General features: G+C 53.8%; 19 protein-coding genes. 8 read left to right on the forward strand and 11 right to left on the reverse strand.

All coding sequences use genetic code 11. The features are described 5' to 3' along the window. The first annotated feature begins 93 nt into the window (after nt 1–93). Together ipt and CPJ18_RS24655 are read left to right on the forward strand one after the other, a co-directional pair. A complete protein-coding gene (ipt, locus tag CPJ18_RS24650; protein WP_065698664.1) occupies nt 94–816 on the forward strand; it encodes an adenylate dimethylallyltransferase Ipt in 723 nt (240 codons plus the stop codon). A 514-nt stretch (nt 817–1,330) separates the two neighbouring features. After that, nucleotides 1,331–1,891 carry a RolB family protein gene (locus tag CPJ18_RS24655; RefSeq protein WP_065698665.1) on the forward strand — a complete coding sequence of 187 codons (561 nt, stop codon included), beginning with the start codon at nt 1,331–1,333 and terminating at the stop codon, nt 1,889–1,891. A 700-nt stretch (nt 1,892–2,591) separates the two neighbouring features. Here the strand turns inward: CPJ18_RS24655 and CPJ18_RS24660 are convergent. From CPJ18_RS24660 to CPJ18_RS24700, 9 genes are all read right to left on the reverse strand, one after another. After that, nucleotides 2,592–3,659 (reverse strand): NAD/NADP octopine/nopaline dehydrogenase family protein, encoded by a 1,068-nt coding sequence (locus tag CPJ18_RS24660; RefSeq protein WP_065698667.1) that lies wholly within the window; start codon nt 3,657–3,659, stop codon nt 2,592–2,594. A 517-nt stretch (nt 3,660–4,176) separates the two neighbouring features. After that, nucleotides 4,177–5,274, reverse strand: a complete 1,098-nt coding sequence (locus tag CPJ18_RS24665) for an NAD/NADP octopine/nopaline dehydrogenase family protein (RefSeq protein ID WP_065698668.1) — start codon at nt 5,272–5,274, stop codon at nt 4,177–4,179. Nucleotides 5,275–5,374: 100 nt separating this feature from the next. Then, the gene (locus CPJ18_RS24670; RefSeq protein ID WP_065698669.1) at nt 5,375–7,237 is read right to left on the reverse strand and encodes an ABC transporter ATP-binding protein; all 1,863 of its coding nucleotides are present in this window, start codon (nt 7,235–7,237) and stop codon (nt 5,375–5,377) included. Beyond that, nucleotides 7,234–8,112, reverse strand: coding sequence for an ABC transporter permease (locus CPJ18_RS24675; protein ID WP_065698670.1), 879 nt, complete (start codon nt 8,110–8,112; stop codon nt 7,234–7,236). The genes CPJ18_RS24670 and CPJ18_RS24675 overlap by 4 nt, the downstream gene beginning before the upstream one ends. After that, nucleotides 8,109–9,050, reverse strand: coding sequence for an ABC transporter permease (locus CPJ18_RS24680; protein WP_065698671.1), 942 nt, complete (start codon nt 9,048–9,050; stop codon nt 8,109–8,111). Before CPJ18_RS24680 ends, CPJ18_RS24675 begins: the two co-directional genes overlap by 4 nt. Beyond that, complete coding sequence (locus tag CPJ18_RS24685; RefSeq protein ID WP_099086243.1) at nt 9,047–10,168, reverse strand: NAD(P)/FAD-dependent oxidoreductase; 1,122 nt, start codon at nt 10,166–10,168, stop codon at nt 9,047–9,049. Before CPJ18_RS24685 ends, CPJ18_RS24680 begins: the two co-directional genes overlap by 4 nt. Next, complete coding sequence (locus CPJ18_RS24690) at nt 10,165–11,544, reverse strand: NAD(P)/FAD-dependent oxidoreductase (protein ID WP_065698673.1); 1,380 nt, start codon at nt 11,542–11,544, stop codon at nt 10,165–10,167. Before CPJ18_RS24690 ends, CPJ18_RS24685 begins: the two co-directional genes overlap by 4 nt. Beyond that, a complete protein-coding gene (locus tag CPJ18_RS24695; protein ID WP_065698674.1) occupies nt 11,541–11,840 on the reverse strand; it encodes a (2Fe-2S)-binding protein in 300 nt (99 codons plus the stop codon). Before CPJ18_RS24695 ends, CPJ18_RS24690 begins: the two co-directional genes overlap by 4 nt. Further along, on the reverse strand, nt 11,821–13,062 hold the full coding sequence (locus CPJ18_RS24700; protein WP_233109030.1) for an NAD(P)/FAD-dependent oxidoreductase: 1,242 nt from the start codon (nt 13,060–13,062) through the stop codon (nt 11,821–11,823). Before CPJ18_RS24700 ends, CPJ18_RS24695 begins: the two co-directional genes overlap by 20 nt. Here CPJ18_RS24700 and CPJ18_RS24705 point away from each other — a divergent pair. Further along, nucleotides 13,061–13,927 (forward strand): LysR substrate-binding domain-containing protein, encoded by an 867-nt coding sequence (locus CPJ18_RS24705; RefSeq protein WP_233109031.1) that lies wholly within the window; start codon nt 13,061–13,063, stop codon nt 13,925–13,927. The two genes, CPJ18_RS24700 and CPJ18_RS24705, sit on opposite strands and share 2 nt — an antisense overlap. A gap of 61 nt (nt 13,928–13,988) precedes the next feature. Here the strand turns inward: CPJ18_RS24705 and CPJ18_RS24710 are convergent, their stop codons facing one another. Continuing rightward, nucleotides 13,989–15,548, reverse strand: coding sequence for an ABC transporter substrate-binding protein (locus CPJ18_RS24710; RefSeq protein WP_065698722.1), 1,560 nt, complete (start codon nt 15,546–15,548; stop codon nt 13,989–13,991). 712 nt (nt 15,549–16,260) lie between these two features. On the opposite strand from CPJ18_RS24710, the gene CPJ18_RS24715 reads away from it, so the two are divergent. From CPJ18_RS24715 to CPJ18_RS24725, 3 genes are all read left to right on the forward strand, one after another. Beyond that, complete coding sequence (locus CPJ18_RS24715; RefSeq protein WP_065698723.1) at nt 16,261–18,291, forward strand: hydantoinase/oxoprolinase family protein; 2,031 nt, start codon at nt 16,261–16,263, stop codon at nt 18,289–18,291. A 4-nt stretch (nt 18,292–18,295) separates the two neighbouring features. Further along, nucleotides 18,296–20,281 carry a hydantoinase B/oxoprolinase family protein gene (locus CPJ18_RS24720; protein ID WP_065698677.1) on the forward strand — a complete coding sequence of 662 codons (1,986 nt, stop codon included), beginning with the start codon at nt 18,296–18,298 and terminating at the stop codon, nt 20,279–20,281. A gap of 303 nt (nt 20,282–20,584) precedes the next feature. Beyond that, nucleotides 20,585–21,589 carry an asparaginase gene (locus tag CPJ18_RS24725; RefSeq protein ID WP_233109034.1) on the forward strand — a complete coding sequence of 335 codons (1,005 nt, stop codon included), beginning with the start codon at nt 20,585–20,587 and terminating at the stop codon, nt 21,587–21,589. Between the two features lie 77 nt (nt 21,590–21,666). On the opposite strand, the gene CPJ18_RS24730 is transcribed toward CPJ18_RS24725, so the two are convergent. Continuing rightward, nucleotides 21,667–22,623 carry a LysR family transcriptional regulator gene (locus CPJ18_RS24730; RefSeq protein WP_065698724.1) on the reverse strand — a complete coding sequence of 319 codons (957 nt, stop codon included), beginning with the start codon at nt 22,621–22,623 and terminating at the stop codon, nt 21,667–21,669. Nucleotides 22,624–22,827: 204 nt separating this feature from the next. On the opposite strand from CPJ18_RS24730, the gene CPJ18_RS24735 reads away from it, so the two are divergent. Next, the gene (locus tag CPJ18_RS24735; protein ID WP_065698679.1) at nt 22,828–23,871 is read left to right on the forward strand and encodes an ABC transporter substrate-binding protein; all 1,044 of its coding nucleotides are present in this window, start codon (nt 22,828–22,830) and stop codon (nt 23,869–23,871) included. Between the two features lie 12 nt (nt 23,872–23,883). Further along, a complete protein-coding gene (locus CPJ18_RS24740) occupies nt 23,884–24,768 on the forward strand; it encodes an ABC transporter permease (RefSeq protein ID WP_065698680.1) in 885 nt (294 codons plus the stop codon). The last annotated feature ends 3 nt before the right edge of the window (nt 24,769–24,771 follow it).

The following is a 24,771-nucleotide window of genomic DNA, read 5'->3' on the forward strand; positions in this document are numbered from 1 at the left end:
ATAAGGAATCTCGAGGAGGCAATATAACCGCCTCTGGTAGTACACTTCTCTAATCCAAAAATCAATTTGTATTCAAGATACCGCAAAAAACTTATGGATCTGCGTCTAATTTTCGGTCCAACTTGCACAGGAAAGACGTCGACCGCGGTAGCTCTTGCCCAGCAGACTGGGCTTCCAGTCCTTTCGCTCGATCGGGTCCAATGTTGTCCTCAGCTGTCAACCGGAAGCGGACGACCAACAGTGGAAGAACTGAAAGGAACGAGCCGTCTATACCTTGATGATCGGCCTCTGGTGAAGGGTATCATCGCAGCCAAGCAAGCTCATGAAAGGCTGATGGGGGAGGTGTATAATTATGAGGCCCACGGCGGGCTTATTCTTGAGGGAGGATCTATCTCGTTGCTCAAGTGCATGGCGCAAAGCAGTTATTGGAGTGCGGATTTTCGTTGGCATATTATTCGCCACGAGTTAGCAGACGAGGAGACCTTCATGAAAGTGGCCAAGGCCAGAGTTAAGCAGATGTTACGCCCCGCTGCAGGCCTTTCTATTATCCAAGAGTTGGTTGATCTTTGGAAAGAGCCTCGGCTGAGGCCCATACTGAAAGAGATCGATGGATATCGATATGCCATGTTGTTTGCTAGCCAGAACCAGATCACATCCGATATGCTATTGCAGCTTGACGCAGATATGGAGGATAAGTTGATTCATGGGATCGCTCAGGAGTATCTCATCCATGCACGCCGACAAGAACAGAAATTCCCTCGAGTTAACGCAGCCGCTTACGACGGATTCGAAGGTCATCCATTCGGAATGTATTAGTTTGCACCAGCTCCGCGTCACACCTGTCTTCATTTGAATAAGATGTTCGCAATTGTTTTTAGCTTTGTCTTGTTGTGGCAGGGCGGCAAGTGCTTCAGACATCATCCTGTTTTCAAAATTTATGCTGGCGAACAGCTTCTTAATTCCTTTGGAAATACTAGACTGCGTCTTAAAATTACGATGTCTGGATATAGATATGATTGTAAAATAACCTATTTAAGTGTTCATTTAGAACATAAGTTTTATGAATGTTCTTCCATTTTCGTCATCGAACGAATAAGAGTAAATACACCTTTTTTAACATTATAAATAAGTTCTTATACGTTGTTTATACACCGGGAATCATTTCCATTATTCGCGCAAAAAGTCACGGATATTCGTGAAAGCGACAAAAACTGCGAAATTTGCGGGGAGTGTCTTCAGTTTGCCTATTAATATTTAGTTTGACACTAATTGTTACCATTGCAGCCAAGCTCAGCTGTTTCTTTTCTTAAAAACGCAGGATCGAAAGAGCATGACTCGGCAAGGTTGGCTTGTACCATGCCTTTCTCATGGCAAAGATGATCAACTGCAGGATGAACTCTCGGAGCTTTCAAAAGCTTATCGAAAAAAGTTCCAAACCGATCTGCACACTAAGTCTGGCGACATCATCGATCCTAGCGGGGAATTTCTGTACGTCTATCTCGATGAAGAGAATTATCGGATATGCCGGCAAAGCATGGTTCTAGTTTCAAATGCTCCTGATGGATTGATTGCCACGACGTTGGAGCCCTATTCTGACAGTTATACATTCCGGCAGGTGAGGGAGCAACTGCAAGCCTTCAGCGGAGACGGTGGTCGGATCAACTACAGCAGAAATGAACACTCGTCCTCGTACTTTCTAACAATTCAGGCCAGCAACGAGTTCAAGCACGTAGGAGCCGTCCGGAACACACTTGGTCAAAGCAAGGACATTTGGAAAAGGAGAATGCCAGACGCCAGCCAACCGTTGGATTATCACTTGATCGCTGTGGGCTGTTCAGCTTTCCTCCCTGAGGCTGCTCTTGATGACGTGGAGTCAGATGGTGCTGTCTAGTTTTAATGGCGCCGGGTTTCGAAGTCTATGTCATTCTAGTAGTTGCATCATAGAGGTGCTTATAAAATCTATTATTATGTCAAGGTGTGTCTGAGAACCTCGTTGTATTAAGTATTAAAGGAATAAGGCAATAGTATTGAACTTGTAGTTCTTGTCATATTCAATCGAACCCGGTAAAACTTAGAGATAATTATATTCTTATTTAAGAGTAATGATGTTAAGTTGTTCATTGAATTAATTTAAATCACAATCTCACGGTATGGTTAGAAATAGACGCCCGTTAGATTGTTACCAGGCTAGATTCGAAAACTGCAAGAAACACCCATGATGGGTGGTGATGTTTTCCGAAAAAATTCCCTGCTTTTAGACGAAGATAACGTATTTATTTCGTTACTAGATGACATTGGAAACACGAAAAATAACAGAGATCCAAAGCACACTCTCATAGATTATGCGACTTTATTAGGAGTCGTCGACGGGAATTATGCCGAAAGATGGCATGACCCTAAAGCAATGATCGGATAATTGATAAGGTTACCTGTCTGAGAATCTCTTGTTTCCGCTCCGGCAGTCTCGTCTTCATCGTCCATCTCATCGTCGCCACCTCCCCCTTCCTCGGTGTAATTTCCGCCCCGGGCATAGAAAACACACGACTATCTAAAGGTTCCCTTTAATCTCACACGCGATAATAGCTATGGGTTCAACACATCTTCAGGTATAAGGCTCCCCATTTTGCGGTCAGATGCTCCGGAGAAAGTTCACCCATGCCCAATTTCTCCAGAGTTATGCCTGTCTCGTTGAAGTCTTCATTCGCGAGCTCAGAGGCATTGTCGAGGACCCAATCAATTGCACTGGTGTCGATGTCGAACATCAGGGCTAGTTCCTTGAAAAGAGGCAGGATGCGACAGTCTTCCGTGAGGTATCGGTGCTTCATGTCCTTCGGCACCCCTTTCGTGGCATTGTGCGACGGGGAGTTGCAAGCAAATGATTCAAGATCCGGCTCGTTCATCCCGTACCAGCGGTTGTCGAGATCAATGGTACGCAGAACCTGAAAACCGAAACGTTCCACGATTTTAATTCTGACCTCATCGAGTAATTCCATTTTATCGCAAACCTCTTTTGTCATTCCACCCTTGTAGAAATAGAAATCCTCCTGATTTCTGATCCTGTCGGCGTTCATGATGACGGTAGCAGGGTGGAATATAACGTTGGTGTTCAGAAGGGCTACATCAAGAATATTGGCGCGCCACTCAACACCCCGGGGAAACAAGGAGCTAACCTCGTCACGAGTCTCTTCAGAGAGGGGATTGAGCGACGCTATTTCAATTATATTTTTTATCGCTTTTACATAGATAGCCCCGTCCTCCCATCTGCAGCCATATGGTGCTGTGGAGGCCTCGATGGTTGCAGCAGTTGCAATAGGGTTTCCTAACAGGCTCGACATGTGCCCGGGCAACCAGAAGAGCAGTTTCTCGGTTAGGTCATAGTGATTCAGATAAGAGCTCAGTTCTTCACGCGCTCCCGCTTTTGAAGGAATGGTTACAAATACAGATCGAGCGCTTTTGAGTGCAGCACCAAGGTCACTGTGTACTGTAGGCCAGAAATGCCCAGAAACAGCGCCCTTGGCTTTCAGCCCTTGATCGCGGAGGTTGGCGCTGTTGCCGGAGTGATGAGGATGTGTCCACAACGAGACTTCGCGGTCTCGATTGCAAAGGTCAGCAGTTAAAGCACAGCCCAAGGTGCCAGCACCGATGATGAGTACAGCCATTTGGTGAAAATATTGGCAATTGTTGTGTTTGATCGTTTTTGATGATGGGATACTTCGACAACCAAAGCCAACTTCTTATTTATAAATCGTGAGGTGCGACTACGGTTCGATCTGCAAAGTCAGGAATGGCTGCCAACTGACGCTAAAAGTCTAGGAGCATGGGCCTCAACCTTTGAAAATTGAGGTGAGCTTATCTTCAAATGTCGCAGAATGACGGGTGCATTTGTTTTATCAGGAAATCTTCAATTTTTGTGGTCCCGACCAAGCTTTAATTTTCTTTCGTGGGTCCGCGTATGTTTGTCGTACGTGGAAAAACTGCATCGGAAGAAACTCCAGTGATATAAGGAAAGATGTATGATGCCAATGAATTTGCCCCTATTGTCTAGCTTCATGATGGCCAGGTGACAGGATATATCAAGCTGTAGCGTACGTCTGTGCATTTGTACGTCCATATGGTCGGTTATTCCTCTCTGGGTGAACTCGTTAATATGAACGCAATGTGCATTTGCGTTAGAAACTACGTGTAGCTCGTTTGAGCAATTTTGCCTTTGGCGTTGTATCCGTTCGGAACCAGACACTGCACTGCCGCCATGGTGTCGAAATCCAGCTCTCCGAGTAAGTTGTTATCGCCGGAAAGGGACCGCCCATAACAAGCATTCAGAATTTCAACGCCGCTTCGGTGCAAGGGAACGTCAACATCCGCGAGTTCTGCAAGTTGAATCGCAGGAACAAGACCAAATGGAACATCCTCGAGGACATACCTTGTTTCAGTGTCTGCCGGTCCCAAAGGGTCGTTACCGCGTTCCACAAGAATGGCAGAGGCCTCCGCGACACTGTCAGCCGTGATCCCGAAAGATTTGGCGAAATGATCAAGAATAGACGGGACCAACTTTCCATAGGCCGACGCAATTGCGAGACGTTCCCTATCAATGGCCTCCACGAGCCTGCCAACGGTGGGCGTTACGTTGGTTCTCTGGCCCCAGCTTTCTTTTCGCTCGATACGAGTGAGATTGCATAATGCCGTTGCGAGATGGCTTTCAGGATTGGTGTTGCTAAGAACGATTGTGAGAATGTCGTCCTTGACGGCGAAGCGGTCGCCGAACAGTTGTGCACATGTCTCCTGAGAGGAGACGGAGCAAGATACTGGGACCGCCGCGATGTCGACTTTACCTCTTATCGCCCCGATTTTAACCTCGGTCGGAGACTGGGCTTTCGATGTCAAAACGGTGGTGTTCCAGACGACGATCGGGATCACAGTTCCACGTTCCGCCAGTTTCTTCGACAGATAAAGGGCTGAAAACGATAGGTGTGCACTGATTATGATTGTGTGTCGTTGCTCCAGGTGAGGGATCAGGCTGTCTAGAACGAAGCGATGGCCGTAAGCAGGTAGGGCCAACACAATGACGTCGCCCTCCGCCAAGTCTTTTGCATTCCGGCAAACGCCTGGATGAAATTCTCCGGTAATCACACCGGTGACCTTTAACGGGGCACCCTCGACAAGCGCTTTCGTCCGTTGGCCGGACGGAGACCAGACGCTGACGTCGTGGCCGCGCTGCAGCAGAAAGGCTGCATATCCCATTGCGATTGCGCCTGCCCCTGCTATTGTTGCCTTCATTGGCGATGGCCTTTCAAAAAGAGGCCGACCACGAGATGTCGCGGTCGGTGTAGGTTTATGATTTTCGTGATGTTGCGCCCTGTCGTGGGCGTGCGGTGCATCAGTTTGTCTCATCCATCCTGACTAGATGCCCTTCCGAAACTTCACGGTACTGTCTTGCAGGGGGCTCATAGCCAATCGGCCGGACCGGGCTTTTCAGTTCGTCGCTTGCGATGCCCCGCCGGATCCTGCGTCGCGCAGGATCCGGCACAGGTACCGCCGCCATAAGCTTCTTGGTGTACGGATGCTGGGGATTTTCGAACACGGCGGCGCGAGGTCCGATTTCGACGATCTCGCCGAGATACATGACCGCCACGCGATGGCTCACCCGCTCCACGACCGCCATATCGTGAGAGATGAAGAGGAAGGCGAGGTCGAGGCTCTGTTGCAGATCAAGCAACAGGTTACAAACCTGCGCTTTGATCGATACGTCAAGCGCGGAAACCGCCTCGTCGGCAACGATGATCTTTGGGTCGAGCATCAGCGCGCGGGCGATGGCGACGCGCTGCCGCTGACCACCGGAAAACTCGTGGGGAAAACGCCTCATCATCTCGGGCGATAGCCCAACTTTTTCCATCAGTGCGGCGGCCTTGTCGCGCGCTTGCGATGCCGTTCCAAGCCGATGCTGAATAAATGGCTCGACAAGGGCGCTGCCGATGCTCAGTCGCGGATTGAGTGAAGCATATGGATCCTGAAACACCATCTGGATCGAGCGACGCATTTTACGAAGCGAGGAATGATCGAGCTTCATGACATCGTGACCATCAATGACGACGTTGCCGCTAGTCGGATTCAGGAGACGTGTGATTGATCGGCCGGTCGTCGATTTGCCACAACCCGATTCCCCGACGAGTGAGAGGGTTTCTCCTTGGAAGAGGTTGAAGGACACCTTCTCGACCGCGTGCACGGCGCCTGCTTTTCGGCTGAAAAAGCCGGAACGTATGTTGAACCGCATTGTCAGGTCTTTGACATCGAGGATCGGCGCCTTGTGCCGGGCGACAGTATCGTTCACCTCGGCGAGCGGCTGTTCTTCGCCAGTCTTGCTGTCGACGATCGGGAACCGCAATGGCAGTTTCCGGTCCGCCATGGAGCCAAGGCGCGGTACAGCCGAAAGCAGCGCACGCGTGTACGGATGTCTACCCCGATGGAAGATGTCGTCAGTCGCTCCTGTTTCCACCGCATCCCCGCGAAACATGACGATCGTTCGGTCCGCCACTTCCGCCACGACACCCATATCGTGGGTAATGAAAAGGACCGAAGTACCTTCCTCTTCCTGCAGGGTCTTGATGAGATCAAGAATCTGACCCTGGATGGTCACATCCAACGCTGTTGTGGGCTCGTCGGCGATCAGCAGCTTCGGTTTGGAGGCGAGCGCCATGGCGATCATGACGCGCTGACGCATGCCCCCAGAGAACTGATGCGGATATTCGTCGTACCGGCCCTTGGCGTTGGGAATCCGAACCTTTTCAAGCAATCTCAGGACTTCGCCCTTGGCTTCAGCTGCGGAAATTTCTGTATGAACGGTCAGCGCTTCAGCGATCTGCTTGCCGATCGGGATGATCGGATTGAGCGAGGTCATTGGCTCCTGAAAGATCATTGAGATCTCATTGCCGCGGACCTGACGCATTTCCTCTTCCGGGAGCGAAAGGAGATTTCTTCCGGCAAGAATGACCTTCCCTTCCACTTTGCTCGACCGTGCCGCCAGAAGCCGCATGATGGAAAGCGAAGTGACGGATTTGCCGGAGCCGGACTCTCCGACGATCGCCACAGTCTCACCGGGCGCGATATCGAACGAGATATTACGAATGACCTCTTTCCAGCCGTTCTCGATCTTGAATGAGGTCGTCAGATCCTGGACGGAGAGCACCGGGGCAAAGTGGGCCGGAGTTCGGCCGGCGACGCTTTCTTGAATTGGCACGGTCATTGCGCGCTCCTTGTTTTCGGATCGATCGCGTCACGGAGCGCGTCACCAAGTATGTTGAGGGCGAGTACGGTAAGGAGAATGGCAAGCGAAGGAAACACAACGAGCCACCATCCGCTCAGGATGTTTTCGAAACCCTCACGGATCATGCCGCCCCACGTGGCGGTTGGCGGCAGAACGCCAAGGCCGATGAAGGCCAGCGATGCTTCCGTTCGAATGGCGGAGGCCATCCAGAGCGATGCGACGACCACAATGTCCGATAGAATGTTCGGGAGTATATGAACGCCCATGATCCGGAGTGGCGAGAAACCCAGCGACCGTCCCGCCTCAACGAAATCACGCCGTTTCATAGCAATCGTTGGTGCCCGGGCGACGCGAGCGAACGGTGCGGTCTCTGTGATTGCAATCGCGATGATTAGGTTCTCGAAGCTGGCACCGAGCATAGCGGCAACCATCAAGCCCAACAGAAGGGTGGGAAAGGACAGCATGACATCGACGATACCCATCACAATCTGATCGAATATGCCGCCGATGTAGCCTGCCAGAATCCCCAGCGCAGACCCGACCACCATCGCAATCATGACGGACAGAAATCCGATGGATAGCGAGATGCGCGCTCCGTAAAGGAGGCGGGAAAGAACATCTCGGCCATAACTATCGGTTCCCAACCAGAATTGTGCGGAGGGCGGGGTCAGTCGATGAAGAATATTCTGCTTCAAGGGGTCGTATGGCGCGATAAGCGGCGCGAAAACGGCGAGCAAAATAATCAAGGTCAGAAGGCCAATGCCGATCCACGAAAAGCGGTTTCGACGGAATGCCTTCAGGACCGGGTTTGGTTGCCGCTCTGGCGCGGCTTGGGAGACAGCGACGTCGGTCATTGGGCAAGACTCACTCTGGGATCGACGAGGGCGTAAATGAGATCGGTGATCGTATTCACGATGATGACGAAGGTTGCAAAAACGACCATTAGTCCCTGGAGCATCGTGTAATCACGAGACTGCAGTGCGCCCAGTATGAGCTTCCCAAGGCCGGGGCGGGTGAAGACGATCTCGGTCAGAACCGAATTGCCTATCAGGGTGCCGAAATACAGACCTACAACCGTCACGATCGGAATGAGGGCGTTGCCAAGGGCGTGCCGGAGAATGAGGTTCCGTGATCGGACACCCTTGGCGCGTGCGGTGCGAATATAGTCTTCGCCCATGACGTCCAACATGGAGGAGCGGGTGACTCGTGCGATGTAAGCCGTCATGATCAGCCCTAGGTTCAGTGCCGGGAGCAGGAGATTGCGGAGATGATCGACCGGGTCGCTGGTAGCGCGGCTCATCACCGGCAGCCACTGTAGCCAAACCGCGAAAGCCAGGAGCATCAGGATCGCGGAGACGAACCCCGGGAAGGACAAGCCAACGAGCGACAGGATGCGGCTGAGGTAGTCCGGCCATTGATCGCGGCGAACGGCAGCTATCACTCCTAGCGGTACTCCGAGCAACGTCCCGATGATCATCGCGGCTGCGGCGAGTTCAAGTGTATAGGGCAGGACCAGCGCCACCTCTTCCAGCACCGTGCGACCGCTCACCATCGACGTACCGAAATTTCCGGTCAGCATGTCCGAAAGGAAACGCAAATACTGGACGCCGATGGGTTGATCGATCCCAAGCTGTGCACGAAGCGCTTGAAGCGCCGCATCGCTGGCGCGGTCACCCAGCATGGCAACCGCGGCGTCACCCGGTACAAGTCGAACCAGAACAAAAACCATGGTGAGCATGGCGATCAATGTGGGGATCGCCAATAGAAGTCTTCGGATCGCATAACCTATCATGCGGCGGCCCTTTCGATAGAGACGCGACCTGGGCAGAAGGCGTCCAGATTGGAATTTGTCTGACCATGACAGATCAGATCGGCGATAACTCTTCCGACAGAGGGCACAAGTTGGAACCCATGCCCGGAGAAGCCGAAAACATGGATCAAGCCTTCGACTTTTTTCGACAATCCGATGACCGGACGGTGGTCTGACGTCATGGCTTCCATGCCCGCCCAGGTTCTGACGATCCGGACGTTCTGCAGTTCAGGAAAGACCCGGACCGCCGCTTGTACCGACGCCGCCAACGCGACGACATCGACCGCCGCCGACTGCCTGTCGGCGGCAAGCCTGCCTTGCGATCCGCCGCCGATCAGGAGGGTGCCTTGGGATGTCTGCTTCAATGAAAGCTTCTTGCCGAACGAGCTGACGACCGGGCTGATTTTCGGGACGCTACGTTCCGTCACGACCATCATTGAGGTTCGGATCGCATGCTGTAGCGGATCTCCCGCGAGAGCCGAGACGTGATCCGCCCACGCGCCTGCCGCGTTGACGACGAGTTCGACTTCGAATGCGCCGCACGTCGTCTCGACGCGCCAACCGTTTTCCGATCGGATCATGGAGATCACCAGGCATTCTTCGGCGATCTTCACTCCGGCCTTGATGGCTGCGTCCCGGAATGCCCGGACAGCGCGATGCGGATCGGCGGAGCCGTCGCTCGACACCCAGGCGCCGCCCAGACAGTGGGCAGACAGACCGGGCAGAAGGCGTTGCATTTCCTCAGGGCCGACAAGCTTCTCGTGATGATGTCCCATGGCTTCCAGCCGCTTGATGCGCGCCTCGATCTCGTTCAGAGACTGTTCGTCTTCCGCAACCTGTAACTGGCCGCAGGCGACGAAACCGCAGTCGTCACCGACGAGAGCTTCCATGCCATGCCAGGCTTCGGCAGCCTCGATGCTTAGGGGCAGTTCCGCTACATCCCGACCAAGTGTTCGCACGCCTGCGGCGGTTGCGCCGGAAGCGTGGCTTCCGAGAAAATGTCGCTCGACGAGGTGTACAGATACACCTCGTTGCGCTGCTTGCAGAGCGGCCGAAATACCGTGAAGACCACCTCCTATGACCAGGACGTCCGCATTCATGTCGCACCTGCCACATCTTCCAGAGACGCGATTTCGCCAAGCGTAATCGGCTTGAGCGGCGGACGGATATGGAAGAAGTTCACGTCCTTGATCGGGAGATCATGAACCTCGGCCAGTAGTGCCTGGACCGTATAGCCGCATTGGCGACCCTGACAGGGCCCCATTCCGCAGCGCGTAGCAGCTTTGACTGCGCTCGGATCGGCGGGGCTGTTACGGGCGGCAGCTCGGATGGCCCCCGCAGTGACTTCTTCGCATCGACATACGACGACATCGTCGTCGAGCCGGTTCCGTGGAGGCGGGTACATAGCATCGAGGAACGGACGCAATGCGAAGGCTCTTTTACGGCGCTGATCGAGCTTAGATGCGCGGCGAAGGTTCTCTGTTTCTGAAGAAATTCCAAGTCTGCTGGCAATTCCAAGCGCAGCGATTTCTCCGGAGATAGTCGCGGCAAGCCAGCCCCCAATTCCGCCCGCATCACCTGCAACGAAAAGCCCTTCGCGACTGGTTTCTCCCCATCGATCTAGCTTCGCCGCCAGATATCCCTGCTCCTCGTTCCAGTGGTGATCACAGTTCAGCGCCAGGGTCTCATGGATACGCGGCACGATACCTTCATGGACCAACAGCACGTCCGCTTCAACGCGATGACGCTTTCCCTTCGCTTCCCATGTGAGATACTTCAGACACTGGTCGCCGTCGGCTCGCAGGTCAGAGAAACCCCGAACCATCATGCCGCTACGTTTTATGTCGCGGAGCCAGCGCAGTCCTTTGAGCAGGCCGCCGAAGTCCCTCCAGGCTCGCGGCAATCGACTTACGGCAGACAATTTCGGGGATGCCGCAGTATCGAGATAGCCGGCTATACGTCCACCAAGATTCAGGAACTGGGTGGCATAGAGGAGTGGCAATGGTCCTGCACCGGCGATCCAGACCTTGCCTTCTGGCAACATTCCACCAGATTTCAGAAGGATCTGGGCGGCTCCCACCGTCATAACTCCTGGCAGCGTCCAACCTTCAAACGGTACAGGTCGTTCTTGTGCGCCGTTTGAGAGCAGCACCGCGCGAGCCGTGATACGACGCGCCTTGCCCTCCGATGTAAGGAAAAGGCTCCAGGAGTCTTCAATCTGCCAGACTTGAGTTGACGGGAGATATTCCACGCCGGATGCGCGAAAAGCCGCGGTAAGCGCCTGACCTTTCTGGTAGTCTGTGCCAAGAGCTTCAAAAACCGGGCTTTTTACGTTGCGCTCGACACCGCGGAATATCTGCCCTCCCGGCGATGGTTGTTCATCAATGACAACCACAGAGGCACCCAGCTCACGCAAACGTATCGCGGCGCTCATTCCGGCCGGCCCGGCCCCGACGATTGCGACGTCATAGTTCATCGTGAAATCTCCCGGGGTCCGCGCTGACTTTCAATACGCATCCCGTGGCGAACTGGGACGAGACACCCCTGTGTTGACGCAATGCCATCAACGATGGCGAGACACTCGAAACACACTCCCATTTGACAGTAAGGAAGCCGTGGTTTGCCGCTGACGGGAGAGCGACGTCCCGCTTCCGGAACGCGCAGCAGCACGCTGGCAACGGTTTCGCCTTCCCAAGCGATGGTCTCGACGCCATTGACTAGGATGGTCATGTCAGCCGTCTTGTCCGGCCGCTCAAGCACACTTTTGAACATCGAATCTTCCATTTGAAAAAGCGGACAGGTCAGTAGACAACCGGCCTTCGATCATTGCAGGCGCCACGATAGCGGCATGGGCAGCGGCCAACGTCACGCCCGAGTGACAAGCGGCCGCAAAGAGGCCGGGATATTCCTCGGATTGAGCGTATATCGGCGTACCGTCGGGTGGCAGAACCCGGAAGCCGCTCCACTGGCGGACAAGACGCGCTGACGCCAGAGCAGGAATTATCCGCGTTGCGCGCAAGGCCAGCTTCGTTGCCGAAGCAACAGTAACACCGCGATCTGTGACATTTTCCTTCGTCGCACCGATCATTACAGTGCCATCGGACGTCTGCCTCAGTCCGCTTGCAGGATAGGGAAGGAGTGGTTCAATGCGTTCCGTAACAAGCAACTGACCACGATCTGCTTTAAGCGGAATTTTGAAGCCAAGCGGGTCTGTAAGCGAAGGCGTCGCATGCCCGGCAGCGACGATAACACATGGTGCTTTATAGCTTCCAAGCGCTGCGGTGACGGTAAATCCGTCAGCGCCGGGAGTGATGGATTGTACGGTGTTGCGGAACAGAATTTTTCCACCGTGAGCAGTCACACCTCGTTGCATGGCGGCAAGAAGCTGTAATGGGTTCACGTGACCATCAGCCTTACAGTAACTTGCTCCGACGACCTCCGGCCCGAATGCGACTGCTGGCATCATTCGCTCTAGCTCAGAGCGATCGACCATCCTCAAATCGCTTGCAGACAGGTAATTGTGTGTCCGCTTATTGAGTGTTTCTCGATTTTCGTATTCGGTTTCGCTGAGACAGTAAACAAAGCCTCCTGGTCGGGAGTAGTCGATACCAACACCCGCCGATTCAGCCAACTCTTGAACAAAATCCGGCCACAGATCGGAACTTTCACCCGTTAACTGCTGGTAAGCTGGGGCGTTTGCGCCCTTTCCCTGGGTCCAGACGAGCCCGAAATTCGCACGCGCGGCACGCATGTCCTGATCCTGTCCATCCAGGACGATGACGCGTTTCCCGAGTTTGGCTATCCCGTAGGCCAGCGCGGAGCCAACAACGGCCCCGCCCACTACAATTACTTCTGCGTCCACCTTGATCTCCATCAAATTGTTGCTGAGCTTAGGAAAGCGAGGTAGAAAGTCAAAGTCGTTTATTTCTGTGCGGTATTCGTAGAGGTTATAGCCAATGAGATATCCAAGTTTGCGGCAGCTCGAGGCACTCATGGCAGTGGTCGAGTCAGGCACGGTAAGCCGTGCCGCCGATGTCCTTCGGATTTCACAACCTGCCGCAAGCAAGCTCATCCAAGATCTGGAGGCAGATACAGGCTTGCAACTCTTCGAGCGCGAAAGTGGCCGGCTGGTACCGACAGGCCGCGGTATGCGCCTGTATGAGGAGGTCGAACGGATATTTGGTGGCGTCAATCAACTCGCGCGCGCCGTGGATGCAATTCGTCGCGAGGAGCACGGGCATATCCTGATAGGCACCATGCCAGCCCTATCAGGGCCGTTTATCACCCGGGCGATTGCAGGCTTCAAGGCGCGGCATCCAGATGTTTTTGTCTCCATCGAGGCGCGTAGCTCGCAGTTTTTGACAGAAGCAGTGCTGCTTCGTCGGTTAGATGTGGCGCTTGTTGTGAGTGGATTAGAACACTCGTCGGTGCAGATTGATCGGGTGAAATGTCCGCCGTATGTCGTGGCGATGCCGCTAGGTCACAGGCTATCCGGCAAGTCAGAGCTGTCCCCAACCGATCTCCAGGATGAACCATTTATCGCGTTTGCGCCGAGAGGGATGACACGAAGCAATCTTGATGCTGTCTTCGAACGTTTCGGAGTGATTCCAAATATCGTGATTGAGGCGACTACTGCTCCAAATGTTACAGAGATGGTGGCAGCCGGATTGGGTGTGACTGTCGCCGATCCACTAGCCCTAGAGCATGTCGCCGGTCGGATCGAAGTCAGGCCTTTCAGGCCGGTCGTTGAGTCAGATTACGTGCTTATTCGCCCGCTTCGAGCAAGAAACAGCGTTTTGGTTGCCGACTTCGTGGAGGAAATTCACGTCGCTGCACAATCACCGAAAGTCTCGGTTTAAAAAGCTCCCGGCATGGCAACTCTGTTGTTGCCAATGCCGGGATTTAGTCGGGGAAGTGAGATCAGCGGCTGATGGTTGTTTGTTCGGTGATAGGCGGCGAAAGGTTCAAGGAACCCGTGAGATCGTAGCCGTAGTTGAGAGCCTTGCTGCGAACCCAGACCTGCATCAGGCTGAAAAGAGGTACGCTGCATACCTGTTCGCTAATTTTCTTTTGGGCGGCAGACCAAAACTTCAACCGTTCCTCGTCGGTTGCGGCCTTTCGTGCTGCCGTGATATCGGCGTCACCGGCATCACAGTGAGCAAAATTGGTCACGGCAGTCGGCTTCCCGACTGATGCGTCGGAGTGATAAAACTGGCTGAGGTAGCTATCAGCTACTGGATAACGCGCAGCGCCATAAAAGACGATATCACTGAGGTCCTTTCGGATTTGCTCATGGTAGGTCGGATGATCTACGACTTTAAGTTCAAGAGCAATGCCAACTTCGGCCAGCTGCGCCTGAATAACTTCCATGATGGGTAACTGTGTCGTGTTCGACGATACGATTGCTGACAGCTTCAAGCTGTTACCAACGCCGGCCTCTTTAAGAAGCTTTTTCGATAGATCCGGATCATAGTTGTACGTCCATGCGCAATCTTCGCCAAGATAGCCGGACGGGACAACTGAGCAGCCTTTGACTGCCACGGAGGCTCCAACAAACTGGATGATCTGATCGACGTTCACGGCATGGGCGATTGCCTGGCGAATTTTCACATTGTCCAGTGGCTTGTGTTGGATATTCAAAAATACCGTACGGTATTCACCTGGGGCAAAAACATCGACGACTGCGCCGTCCCACGTTTTTGCCTGATCGACCCAACGCTGCTCGCGTTTGCCGTAAATGAGATCGAGCTCGCCAGATCGGAATGCAAGCTCGCGGCTCGAATCCGATGGAATCAAATCGACCCGAATGTCGTCGATTTTCGGTTTCCCACGGAAGTATTCCGGAAATGCTTTCAGATATACCGACTGCTGCGTGACGGCTTTGTCAAATGTGAATGGGCCGGTCCCGATCGGACTGCTCTTGAAATTAGCCCCCATTTTTTCAACGGCTTTTTTGCTCACAATATTGCCGCCGTGATAGTTCGCGATCAGGCCGAGAAAACCGGGAACTGGTTCGCTGAGAACGATGCGAACGGTCGCGGGATCGACGGCTTCGATCGTTTTGAACGCTGCATAGTCGCTCGCGTAAGCGGAAGTTTCCGGATTTTTAGCCCGTTCAAGTGAAAAGACGACGTCGTCAGCGGTAAGCGTACCGTAGTTACCGTGGAACTTCACATCCTTGCGAAGCTTGAACGTCCAAGTGAGACCGTCGGCAGAGCTGGTCCAGCTCTCTGCAAGATCGGGTTCGATTTTTGATGGGTCGGCCGTACCTGGAGTGAACCGGACAAGGCCGTTGAACATCCAGGACACGACGGTCAGATCCTGGGTCGTGGTGGCACGCGCGGGATCCATATTGGTGATGTCCGGTGCTTGGACACCAACTCGCAGGGTTTCTGCGTACGCGCTAGATGTGAACGACGTTCCGGCCATCAAGCACGACGCCATCGCGATAACAGCTCCCGCTTTTACTATGTTGATCATGTTCCACTCCATTTTTTTGATTTCGCACCGAATTATTTGAAAAATCACAATAAGTGTCAAAGTCGATATTTTGGGGGGTGTATCTGGAAAAGTTATAGTTGGAGTGGACGGCGAAGCGCCAAATTGGTCGCATCGGACGAGTGTCGCGGAACGTGTCCACGAGTGGTGATCGCGATTAGTGGAGGTCCTTTGCACAGGCGTTCAGGTCTTCCGAAGAACGACGGACACAAACATCTGCCGCGGATCATTCCAAGCATGCACGACGATGTGCCAAATTGGTCAGGAAATGGATTATCGATCTGTTGGGTCGAGTTTCTTGATCAAAACGGATGCTCTTGATACGACGCTTTTTCCCTTACAAAATATTCCGAAGCTGAAATGGTTCGCACGCTAAGTCACTGAGACCATAACCATCTTGCATCCCTTTGGGAGCCATAGCCGCTCCTTCGTATCAGTCGGCTTCCAGCCAGATTGATTATAGAAATCACTAAATGTCGGCGATTCTCACCTTTACCTTCGGATGTAAGTGTCGAACTTTCGGCCAACTCCCCGTCAGATAGACGAGGCCATCGCTGAAGTTGGCCCGTTTGCAGCAATGGCGGATGCGTTCACTTTGTAGGGAAGCCAGATGCTTATAGAAACAACTCCTGAAGTACCAACCAGCGCTCCGCTACGGTCCTCAGAATCGACGCGCTCATCCAGGTATCTTCGTATTGGTGTAGATATTGGTGGCACATTCACCGATTTTTGCGGTTGGCGCGACGAGGCCGGAAGCGAAGTTGTCTCATTCAAAGTCCCTTCCACACCCCCCAATTTTGAAGAGGGGTTTCGGGCTGGATTTGAGCGGATTCTCGAATTGCTCGAACCGAAAGAAGACGAAATCGCTCTGGTGATGCACGGAACCACGGTCAGCACAAACGCGGTGATCGAACGCGCAGGTCCGAAAATTGCGCTGTTCGTGACCAAGGGCTACCGCGACATTCTCGAATTGCAGCGCATCAGAGTTCCCAATGCGCTCAACTTGTTCGAGCGCCGGACTGTGCCGTTGATTGAAAGAAATTTCGTCATCGAAGTTGATGAGCGCTTGCTGCGCGAAGGCGAACTCGACAAGCCGCTCGACAAGGAAGAGGTTTCGGAACTCGCCAAAAAGGCCGCGGCCGCAGGGGCAACCGGTTTTGCCGTGGCATTTCTCCACAGCTACACCAACCCCGAGCATGAAATTCTCGCGCGTGACGCAATCCGTGAGGCACTTGGGGAAGATACCCGTGTCAGCCTGTCCAGCGAGATTTGGCCGCGGATGGGGGAATACGAGCGCACCATCGCCGCTGTTTTGAACGCTTTTGTAAAGCAGCGCATGGACGAATATCTGGGCGCTGTCGAAAGCTATGTGGCAAAGCGGCTGCCGGGCTCTCACCTGTTCATCACCCGCTCGAATGGTGGTGCGATGTCCGCAGCAGAAGCTCGCGCCTTTCCGATCCACACATTGTTATCCGGACCGGCATCAGGCGTGACTGCTGCCGAATTTCTCGGCCGCTCGATCAAGGAAGATAACCTTCTGACCTTGGATATGGGTGGAACGAGTACCGACATTTCGCTCATTCGTGAAGGTCGAGGCCAGACATCGAATTCGGCAGAAGTCGGCAATTTCCCCGTGATTCTCCCGGTTTCTGAGATCGAAGCAATCGGTGCGGGAGGTGGTTCGATTATTGCCATGGACGGCTCCGCGTTGCGCGTTGGCCCCCGCAGTGCCGGTTCCTATCCAGGCCCCGCATGCTTCAGACGCGGTGGCGCCGAGCCGGCACTTACCGACGCCTATCTTCTGTCGGGCTATTTGCCGGAAGCGCTTTTGGGCGGCGCCATGAAGCTCGACCGGGATGCTTCGGTCCGTGCGCTCACGCCTGTTGCCGAGCATCTAGGCATCGCTGTCGAAGCTGTCGCCGACATGGCGGTTACCATCGCAACATCAAACATGGTTGCTGGGGTCCTGCCATACCTAGCCCGTAAAGGCGTTGATGCCGAAGACCTGACACTGCTTGTTTATGGCGGCGGCGGCGCGATCCACGGGCCGCTCGTTGCTAGCGAAATCGGCATTAATCGCATTCTTGTGCCTGCATCTCCCGCTGTCTTCTGCGCGCTCGGGGGGTTGGTGTCGGAACTCAGCGAAGATGTCTTGGCCAGCGTCCAAGGGCGCGTTCTGAGTGCGCAGGACGTGACTTCGACATTCGCTGACCTGGCCACGCAGGCGAAAGACTGGCTCTCTCGGCAGATTGAGTCGGAGAAGCTAGCGAGCGTTTCGATCGAGCACTGGGCCGAAATGCGTTATGCTGGTCAGTCATTCCAGATTGACGTTGAACTGCCTGAACAGGCGGTCCTGAATGCAGACTTTCTCGCCATGATGGAGGCATTCCATACCGAGCATCTGCGGACTTTCAGCTACGCCAATCCTACGGGTGCCATTGAGTTTGTTGCCCTGCGTGTCCGAATTAACGGACGCCTGGCCGTTCCGCAAATGTCGATATCCACGAGGGAAGCAACTGGCACGGCTCATATTGCTACCCGGGACATGCGATTTAATGGCACCGTGTATCCGGCGACAAAAGTCTATGAGCGTGACGCTCTGGGTCGCGACAGTCTCATCATCGGGCCGGCTGTCATCCAGCAGGTTACCGCGACGGTCGTGGTACCGCCCGACTATTCTGCGCGCATCGATGCGTATGACAACATCATCATTTCCAAGGACTGAAAACATGCGCGCTATTCGTACTATGGTTATGAACAATCGCTTCAAGGCAATTGTCGAAGAAGCTTCTGCTTGTGTTTACCGCACGGCCCGCACAACCTTCGTCAAGATCGTGCAGGACTATCAATGCGCGGTTGCCACGGCCGATGGCGACATGTTCGCGTTTCCGGATCAGTCGGGTGTTAAGCAGTTCATCGGCGTTCCAATGGCTGCAACGATCAACAAGATCGGAAAGGAGAACTTCAAGCCCGGTGATATTTTCATCACCAACGATCCGTTCGCCACGGAAGGTTTGTTGACCCATCTGATGGACCTCACGATGATCCGGCCCATCTTCTACAAAGGCGAACTGATTGCCTTTGGCTGGGCCTTCATTCACGCAACCGATATCGGTGGGGCGGTTCCCGGTAGTATTTCGCCTGCCTTCACGGAGGTTTTCCAGGAAGGCCTTCGTGTGCGTCCGATGCGGCTCTTTATCGACGACAAGCTGAATGAAGACGTCATGGGCCTCTACATGGACAACAGTCGGACACCAAAGGAGATTGCGGGTGATCTGGAGGCGATGGTCTCGGCAATGAAGAGCATTGACCGCAGGCTGACCGGTCTGTGCGACAGATATGGCGTCGAGGAAGTCAAGGCTGGCATGCAGGATGTGATTGCCTACTCGGAAGAGAAAGCAAGGTCAGTCCTCGCGACTATTCCGAACGGCGAATACACATTCAGCGACTATCTTGAAATGGCGGGAGAAGGAAACCTCGTTCATGTAAGCGTCAAGCTCATCGTCAAGGACGGCAATATCGAGGTCGATTACACGGGAACAGATCCGCAGGTGCCGGCCGCTCATAACATTGTCACCGGTTCCAAGACCCATCCGTACATCGTGCAGGCTCTGATCTCATTCGTCCTGACGCATGAGCCGCTGACGCCCTGGAACGCTGGTCTGATCCGCTCGATAAGGGGAAATGCACCCCTTGGAAGCCTCATCAACGCGGTCCATCCGGCATCAGGTGGCTCGCGCGCCGCGTCGGGCTGCCGAGTCTACGACTCGGTGATCGGATGCCTCAATCAAGCGCTCGACGGAGGTTTGGCTTCGTCGGGGTCTGGATCGGGCATCATCGTATTCTCCGGCCCGGATCCACGCACGGGTGCCAACCGTGTTACCGTCGTCAATCCAATCCCGGGAGGAAGTGGCGGTCGCAATGGCGCTGACGGCGTTGATGCGCTCGAACCGCGTAATGCCGCCTTGCTCAATGTACCGGTGGAGATTACCGAGGCGGAAACCATGTTGGTGGTGCGGGCCTATCGCTCGCTTCCCGATAGCCGCGCAGCCGGTCAGTGGAATGGGGGCGCGTCTCAGGTCATCGAACTGGAAAATCGAGGTGAGGCTGGATCGATCAGTTGCCGGAATCTAAATCGCTTTCATTTTCAGCCTTGGGGGGTGTTCGGTGGCGAGGCCGGGCGGCTTGGCTTCACGAAGGTTAATCCTGGGAAGGAAACAGAACGGTCGGACGGAAAAATCACGGTTCTGCAGCTGGGCAAGGGTGAGGTTCTTCAGATTACCAGCCCTTCGGGGGGCGGCTTCGGCAATCCGCTGAAGCGTAATCTCGACCTTCTCGAGGCCGATGTGCGAACGGAGATGGTGAGTCCTGAACGAGCGGAAGCCGTATACGGCGCTGTTTTCAAGCCTGATGGCTCGCTGGACAGGAATGCCACTGAGGCTAATCGGCGCGAACTCATGCAGACAGAGGTGCCTGACATCACCTACGGCAAAAACCGTGACGATCACGACCGGGTTTGGCCGTATAAGGTCCGCCGTGAGCTTGCCACGAAGGCAATGAAGCTGGACATGAGATTGCGGTGGCCGATTGTCGATCGTGTGCAACGGAAAATGTTGGCGATCGGTAAGGAAGTCACGCTACCGGCTCTCGAAGAGGCGATTGAAGCCGAAGTATCTGCTCTTGGTGGTTCATCTTCCAAGTCGGCGCGTCCGTGAGTCTACCTCAAGGGGGTCGCCTCAATTGCAGCCGAGGGGGAAGATCCGAGACGATCCGGCTTCCACGGTTAATGCTCTGGATCGGCGATCTCTATGTCTTTCGGGCCAACTCGGCATTGCCATAGGACTAAGACAACGGCAACGTACCGGAATATGCAGAAATTTAAGCTACGAAACTCCGGCTCTGACCGGAGTTTCTGGTGACTGTATGCGAGGGGTTGCGTGTGGGTATCGATTACCCCTCAAGGCGACGTGAGTATTGGGCTGTGATAAACTTAAGTATGCAAAACCAAGATGATCAAAATGAAGAACGACGATAGGCTGCCTCGCATTGTTGTCGTTGCCACCGGGGGCACAATAGCGGGTAGCGGTGCCACGCGGACGCAGATGACTGGCTACAAGACAGGATCTGTGATGGTAGAAAACTTGATAGCCTCGGTTCCTGAAATCGGGCAAATCGCCGACATCCATGGTGAACAGTTTCTGCAGATTGGGAGCAATGAGATCACCACTGCGGACTGGATCGAATTAGCCCGGCGCGTCAACGAATTGCTTGGCAAAACAGAGCTAGATGGTGTTGTAATTACCCACGGAACTGGAACGCTGGAGGAAACGGCGTTCTTTTTGAATCTGGTTATAAAATCTGAAAAGCCTGTCGTGCTTGTGGGCTCCATGCGGCCGGCGACGGCTTTGAGCGCAGATGGTCCGTTGAACCTCCTTAATGCTGTTCAGGTCGCTGCAGACAAGAACGCTTCAGCTAGAGGTGTTCTCGTCGTCATGAATAATGAAATCAACGGTGCCAGAGACGTTACGAAATCGAGTACGATGAACGTTGCGACATTCCGATCGCCTGATATGGGATGCTTGGGTTACGTAGTTGACGGACAACCGACCTTTTATCGACAGACCACCAGGAGGCACACCGGCCGGTCAGAGTTCAGCCTGTCTGATTTTACGAGCCTGCCTTACGTCAAGATTATCTATGGTCATGCTGGCGACGATCGTCTCTTTGTAGATGCTGCGGTTGCAGCGGGGGTAGAGGGTCTGATTTACGCGGGGTCAGGAAATGCAGCCATTGCAACCCGCGCAGAAGCTGGCCTCAATGACGCGAGAAAGGCAGGCTTGGTTGTTGTCAGAAGTTCTCGCGCTGGTTCCGGGCCAGTCTTCAAGTCGATACCGCGCTGGGATGAGGAAAGTTTTCTTAAATCTGATACGTTGAGCCCGCACAAAGCCCGCATCTTGCTGATGTTGGCCTTGAGCAAGACCAAAGATCTAAAAGAAATACAACGCATGTTTAACGAGTATTGAGTCTCTCAATCAAGGATATCTTGGCCATCAGAATGTCTACGCCAAAATAAGCTCTCTTTTGGCAGTCGAATCGCAATTTATACCAAGGCATCGAGTGGCCGGCAGACAAGTTCGGCGTATTCGATAAACGGAGCAATGCCCGGAGCCGGACTGTCCGCACGCCAGACTACTCCAAGGATCAACTCGGTCGTTAAATCCTCAACCTGCCGGAGCACCACATTCCCATCCGAGATGTTTCTCACCCACGATGGAAGAAATGTGACGCCGACCCCCGCTGACGCCAGCGCCAGTGCCGCAGACGTTGTGGAGGCAGATATCCTGTTGTCAATCTCTACTCCTGCATGCAGAACCATTTGATGTACTTCTTCGAAGCCCGAAATTTCAAATCGCTTCAGTGTAAAACACCGATGCCCAACAAAATCCTCAAGATGTAAGCTCGTAGCGTTGGCGAGATCCGATTGTTTTGGAATGACAGCCAAAAACCGCTCGGATATCAGTGGCTTGAAGCGCAAGAAATTGACGTTAGAGGGGGCGCGCATCAACCCGACGTGGTAATCACCATGTTCCAACAGTCTGACGAGTTCCGTTGAATCGCAGATCTTTACGTCAAGGCCTGTTTTTGGGCGGCCTGCACAAAATCGTCTCAATATGAGAGGCAGCAAGCGGTAAGCTGCCGGACCGATCGTTGCAATGTTGAGCTGTTCGTCGCCGGGCGACACTCCGCCTGCTGCTATTCGTGAAAGCAGTGTTGCTTCGTCTAGTTTGATCAGAATGTCGCGAGCGAGAGGCAAGAAAGTTTTACCGGCTTCGGTGAGTTCTACGTTCCTCGTGGAGCGAAGGAAAAGCGGTACGCCCACTTCTGATTCAAGGCGCCTGATGCGTTGGCTGAGGGTTGACTGGGTCAGCCTCAACCGCACTGCCGCCCGCCCGAAATGCAATTCTTCGGCTACGGCGACAAATCCCTTTACACTCCACAGATCGAGTGGGTGGTTGCGATCAACTGAAAAACCGTTGGCAATCTTATCATTTCCCATCGTGAAGGTTCTCGCGTCTTCGTGATTGAACTGGAGCGGCCCGTGATCTGGCGATGTCTCGGATGCCACCATAGGCGGATAGCGCCGCTTCAACGACTATCGTATTATGCGATATTTCCACTCAATCAGTGCTTTTTCAACTTAGACCGACTTTCACGCGCGTACTAATCTGCTTGAGCAACAAAAAAAGGGGAATGTGTTCAAATGAAAATTGCAAAATACACGACTTGTTTGGTCGGGCTCATGATGGGGCTGGGCAGTACCGCTGCGCTGTCGCAGGATCTGATCGTGAATGGTCAGGGTGGTCCGTATGAAGAACTCATCCAGGAGGCAATTATCAAGCCGTTTATGGCTGAGACCGGCCTTAAAGTTCTGTATGATCCGGTGGGATCTGCCTCGCAAGACTATGCTAAAATCAAGGCCTCCCGAGGTTATCCAGGCTGGGACGTTAACGTGATGACGGCGGCTCAGTCCCTTGATGGGTGCAAGGACGGGCTACTGGAGCGGATCACACCGGAGAAAGTGCCAAATCTTGCGTCTATCGACCCCGGCGTACGCGAACTTGCCGGGAAGTGCGGGGCGGTGCACGAGCTGCAGTATGTCGCTCTATTGTATCGCACCGACAAGCTCAATCCGGCCCCCACGTCCTGGAACGTGCTGGCGGACTCCAAGCTTGAGGGCAAGATTGTCTTGCCGGTTTTCAGCAATGCAATGGCAGCTCAAATGCTGCAGGTATTCTCTGCGGCCGCTGGTAATGACCCCAACGATGTCGATCCCGGTTTCAAGAAAATGGTCGAGTTGGCGCCGCGTGCTCTGGCTTTCGGCGAGACATCGGCGTTGATGGATCCGTATATTCGCCAGGGAGAAGCCTGGGCTATGCCTTTTTACAGCGGCCGTTCTGCGCTGATGAAGGCTGAAGGCGTGCCTGTTGATTTTATTATACCGAAGGAAGGCACCGTCCCGCTCGTGGCCACCCTCAATGTACCTGCCAATGCGGAGCACAAGGAGGCAGCGTACAAATTCATCAACTACTGGCTCAGCAAGACCGGCCAGGAAAACTGGGCGCAAGCGTATCAGGTTGGTACGGCGCGCGCTGATGTTGAGCTGCCGGCGGAATTCCGCAAGAACCAGATCACCACCCGAGAAGACATCCAGAAGCTGATACTACCGAATATGGCAGTGATGGCGACCCGTATACCACAGTGGGGCGATCGTTGGGAACGTGAAGTCGTTCCCGCTGCAAGGTAAGGTGGTTCCACCATGGTAACAACCCATTCAATTTCTGCGGCAACAAAGGGCCGCAGATCCCTTCACCTTGGCGGCTACTTGCCGCTGATCCCGCCGGTTACAATTCTGCTTCTTTTCTTTGCGCTGCCTGTCGGCATGATGATCGGACTAAGTCTGCAGTCAACAGTTACGGGCACCTTTGGTCTGCAACAGTATCACGATTTTTTCACTGACGATCTGGCTCTGGACGGATTGCGACGTACGCTTGTTTTATCGGGGATTGTGGCACTCTGTGTAACCACAATGGCCTATCCTATTGCCTACTACCTGGCGCGCTCGACATCTCGTTGGAGAGCCGTTGTATTTGGCATTGCCATCGCTCCGGAACTTGCGGGCGTGGTGCTACGTACTTACGGCTGGTTGGTAATTCTCGAGAAGAACGGCTTTATCAACAATACGTTGATTTGGATGGGTCTAATTCAGAGCCCTCTTCCTCTGATGAACAATATGTTCGGAGCGGTTGTTGGTTTGACCCATGTGCTCCTGCCCTTTGGTATCCTGTCGCTTTTGACCAGCTTACAGGGCGTTGATCGTAATCTGGAAAAGGCCGCGCAAATTCTGGGTGCATCCCGGTTGTCCGTTTTGCGTTATGTTGTTCTCCCTCTCTCCTTGCCCGGCATCATAAGCTCTTTCTTGATCGCCTTCACCCTGTCCGCGAGCGCTTATGCGACGCCGGCGCTCTTGGGTGGAATGAAGTTCAGGGTGCTTGCTACGATGATTTACCACGAGGTGATGGTTGTGGTGGATTGGCCCGCTGCTGCTGCGATGGCAATTGTTCTGCTGGCAATTGTGCTGTGCATCGCCTTTATCAGTGCACGTGCCGAAAATCGCATTGTCAGCAGATTGCATGTGAGGTGAGGT

The sequence above is a fragment of the Agrobacterium rosae genome (assembly GCF_002915175.1).
Taxonomy (GTDB): domain Bacteria; phylum Pseudomonadota; class Alphaproteobacteria; order Rhizobiales; family Rhizobiaceae; genus Agrobacterium; species Agrobacterium rosae.

What these genes read in the sequence shown, in the direction of transcription:
- ipt (WP_065698664.1), top strand. Translation starts at nt 94, where the DNA reads ATGGATCTGCGTCTAATTTTCGGTCCAACTTGCACAGGAAAGACGTCG.
- CPJ18_RS24655 (WP_065698665.1), top strand. Translation starts at nt 1,331, where the DNA reads ATGACTCGGCAAGGTTGGCTTGTACCATGCCTTTCTCATGGCAAAGAT.
- CPJ18_RS24660 (WP_065698667.1), bottom strand. Translation starts at nt 3,659, where the DNA reads ATGGCTGTACTCATCATCGGTGCTGGCACCTTGGGCTGTGCTTTAACT.
- CPJ18_RS24665 (WP_065698668.1), bottom strand. Translation starts at nt 5,274, where the DNA reads ATGAAGGCAACAATAGCAGGGGCAGGCGCAATCGCAATGGGATATGCA.
- CPJ18_RS24670 (WP_065698669.1), bottom strand. Translation starts at nt 7,237, where the DNA reads ATGACCGTGCCAATTCAAGAAAGCGTCGCCGGCCGAACTCCGGCCCAC.
- CPJ18_RS24675 (WP_065698670.1), bottom strand. Translation starts at nt 8,112, where the DNA reads ATGACCGACGTCGCTGTCTCCCAAGCCGCGCCAGAGCGGCAACCAAAC.
- CPJ18_RS24680 (WP_065698671.1), bottom strand. Translation starts at nt 9,050, where the DNA reads ATGATAGGTTATGCGATCCGAAGACTTCTATTGGCGATCCCCACATTG.
- CPJ18_RS24685 (WP_099086243.1), bottom strand. Translation starts at nt 10,168, where the DNA reads ATGAATGCGGACGTCCTGGTCATAGGAGGTGGTCTTCACGGTATTTCG.
- CPJ18_RS24690 (WP_065698673.1), bottom strand. Translation starts at nt 11,544, where the DNA reads ATGAACTATGACGTCGCAATCGTCGGGGCCGGGCCGGCCGGAATGAGC.
- CPJ18_RS24695 (WP_065698674.1), bottom strand. Translation starts at nt 11,840, where the DNA reads ATGTTCAAAAGTGTGCTTGAGCGGCCGGACAAGACGGCTGACATGACC.
- CPJ18_RS24705 (WP_233109031.1), top strand. Translation starts at nt 13,061, where the DNA reads ATGGCAGTGGTCGAGTCAGGCACGGTAAGCCGTGCCGCCGATGTCCTT.
- CPJ18_RS24700 (WP_233109030.1), bottom strand. Translation starts at nt 13,062, where the DNA reads ATGAGTGCCTCGAGCTGCCGCAAACTTGGATATCTCATTGGCTATAAC.
- CPJ18_RS24710 (WP_065698722.1), bottom strand. Translation starts at nt 15,548, where the DNA reads ATGATCAACATAGTAAAAGCGGGAGCTGTTATCGCGATGGCGTCGTGC.
- CPJ18_RS24720 (WP_065698677.1), top strand. Translation starts at nt 18,296, where the DNA reads ATGCGCGCTATTCGTACTATGGTTATGAACAATCGCTTCAAGGCAATT.
- CPJ18_RS24725 (WP_233109034.1), top strand. Translation starts at nt 20,585, where the DNA reads ATGAAGAACGACGATAGGCTGCCTCGCATTGTTGTCGTTGCCACCGGG.
- CPJ18_RS24730 (WP_065698724.1), bottom strand. Translation starts at nt 22,623, where the DNA reads ATGGGAAATGATAAGATTGCCAACGGTTTTTCAGTTGATCGCAACCAC.
- CPJ18_RS24735 (WP_065698679.1), top strand. Translation starts at nt 22,828, where the DNA reads ATGAAAATTGCAAAATACACGACTTGTTTGGTCGGGCTCATGATGGGG.
- CPJ18_RS24740 (WP_065698680.1), top strand. Translation starts at nt 23,884, where the DNA reads ATGGTAACAACCCATTCAATTTCTGCGGCAACAAAGGGCCGCAGATCC.